Source organism: Kaarinaea lacus (assembly GCF_975902315.1).
In genome coordinates this window covers 1-2,604 of record NZ_CDLKIE010000021.1, presented here as the reverse complement: position 1 = coordinate 2,604, position 2,604 = coordinate 1, and the positions used below count along the sequence as shown (strand labels likewise).

2 protein-coding genes are annotated in these 2,604 nt (G+C 46.4%); both read right to left on the bottom strand.

Going from position 1 to position 2,604, the window contains the following annotated elements; all coding sequences use genetic code 11:
• A partial coding sequence (rpoC, locus tag ACWVCM_RS00350) for a DNA-directed RNA polymerase subunit beta' (protein WP_455199703.1) occupies positions 1–2,360 on the bottom strand: 2,360 nt, incomplete at its 3' end.
• 68 nt (positions 2,361–2,428) lie between these two features.
• Positions 2,429–2,590: a DNA-directed RNA polymerase subunit beta gene (locus ACWVCM_RS00345; RefSeq protein WP_455199704.1), complete on the bottom strand. Its 162-nt coding sequence runs from the start codon at positions 2,588–2,590 to the stop codon at positions 2,429–2,431.
• Positions 2,591–2,604: the final 14 nt, after the last annotated feature.

The window sequence follows — 2,604 nt, the reverse complement described above, 5'->3', positions numbered from 1 at the left end:
GCCGTATCCGCCAGACCTTTTCGAGCACCGTGAGTCGAAATAAAGTATTGCAATACATCGAGACCTTCACGGAAGTTTGCCGTAATCGGCGTTTCGATAATGGAACCATCCGGTTTCGCCATGAGTCCGCGCATACCGGCTAACTGACGAATCTGGGCCGCACTACCCCGCGCCCCTGAGTCGGCCATCATAAAGATAGAGTTAAACGACTTCTGCTTTACGGTAGCACCCTGAGCGTCAACAACGTCATCAGTCCCTAAACCATCCATCATGGCTTTGGCCACCTGGTCATTGGTATTCGACCAGATATCAACAACCTTGTTGTAACGCTCACCATTAGTAACCAGGCCAGAATTATATTGGTCTTCGATTTCCTTAACCTGGGCTTCGGCTTTGTCAATAATTGGATACTTGTCATTTGGAATTACCATATCGTTAATACCAAATGATACGGCAGCCTTTGTTGAGTAATGGAATCCCATATACATCAACTGGTCAGCAAAAATAACCGTTTCTTTCAAACCCACCTGGCGATAACAAACATTAATGACGCCGGAAATTGCTTTCTTGGTCATGGGCTGATTGACGGTATCAACAGAGAGCTGTTTCGGCAATATAGCCATTATCAGAGCACGACCAACCGTAGTATCAATAATTCGCTGTATATAGACTCTTTCACCTTCTTCATTGGTTGTTACGTCCTGTACCCGGACTTTGACCTTGGCATGTAATTTCGCAACACCGCTTTGATAGGCGCGCTGAGCTTCTTCAATGTTAGCGAAAACCATTCCTTCGCCCGGCGCATTTACCGCATCACGACTCATATAATAAAGTCCCAGTACCACGTCCTGCGAAGGCACGATAATAGGCTCGCCATTTGCAGGTGACAGTATATTGTTACTGGACATCATTAATGCACGAGTTTCCATTTGCGCTTCAATGGAAAGCGGCACATGGACAGCCATCTGGTCACCATCAAAGTCCGCATTAAATGCAGTACATACCAATGGGTGCAATTGAATCGCTTTACCTTCTATCAGCACCGGTTCAAATGCCTGAATACCCAGGCGGTGCAGCGTTGGCGCCCGGTTTAGCATGATGGGATGTTCACGAATTACTTCTTCAAGGATGTCCCATACCTCCGGCCCCTCACGCTCTACCATTTTTTTCGCAGCTTTAATGGTTGTCGCCAAACCACGTAACTCAAGCTTGCTGAAAATGAATGGCTTAAACAATTCCAAAGCCATCTTCTTGGGCAATCCACACTGGTGAAGTTTGAGTGTTGGACCTACCACGATGACGGAACGACCCGAGTAATCAACACGCTTACCGAGCAAGTTTTGGCGGAAGCGACCCTGCTTACCTTTAATCATATCGGCAAGAGATTTAAGCGGACGCTTATTAGAGCCAGTAATTGCGCGACCACGGCGACCGTTATCCAGCAACGCGTCAACTGACTCCTGCAACATGCGTTTCTCATTGCGCACGATAATGTCTGGCGCGTTTAACTCCAGCAAACGACGCAAGCGATTGTTACGGTTTATGGTACGGCGATATAAGTCATTTAGATCAGAAGTCGCAAAACGACCACCGTCAAGAGGAACCAGGGGACGCAATTCCGGAGGCAACACAGGTAACACAGTCATTACCATCCATTCAGGCTTGTTCCCCGAATCAATAAATGCTTCAACCAGCTTCAACCGTTTGGTCAATTTCTTGTATTTGGTTTCAGACTTGGTTGCTTCAATCTCTTCACGCAACTCAGTCATTTCCTTCTGAAGATCAAGACTGCGCAATAATTCGTAAACAGCTTCCGCACCCATACGGGCATCAAATTCATCCCCGTACTCTTCGATGGCATCGAGGTATTGCTCGTCAGTTAACAATTGGCCACGTTCAAGCTGAGTCATACCCGGGTCAATGACCACGAAAGCCTCGAAGTACAAGACGCGCTCAATATCACGCAACGTTACATCAAGCAACAAGCCAATACGTGATGGAAGAGACTTAAGAAACCAGATATGAGCAACGGGACTGGCAAGCTCAATGTGCCCCATGCGTTCACGACGCACCTTGGCCAATGTCACTTCAACACCACATTTTTCGCAAATAACGCCCCGATGCTTCAATCGCTTGTACTTACCACACAAGCATTCGTAATCCTTAATGGGACCAAATATCTTGGCGCAAAACAAACCATCCCGTTCCGGTTTAAATGTTCGGTAATTGATGGTCTCCGGTTTTTTCACCTCACCGTAGGACCATGAGCGAATTTTTTCAGGTGATGCCAAACCGATGCGAATCGCATCAAAATCTTCAGATTGACCTTGGCTTTTGAGTATCTTAAGTAGATCTTTCATTGTATCTCCTGCCGCATTTCGCGGACTTTAATCGAGTTACGTGGCCTGAAACTGTTTTAAATATGCTATTACTCTTGCTCTAATTCGATATCAATGCCCAGTGAGCGAATTTCTTTCACCAGTACATTGAAAGACTCCGGCATACCGGCATCCATCTTATGGTCACCGTCGACGATGTTTTTATACATCTTGGTACGACCATTGACGTCATCGGATTTCACAGTCAGCATTTCCTGCAAGGTAT

Excerpts from the sequence above, each read along its gene's own strand:
- ACWVCM_RS00345 (WP_455199704.1), bottom strand. The coding sequence starts at position 2,590 with ATGCTGACTGTGAAATCCGATGACGTCAATGGTCGTACCAAGATGTAT.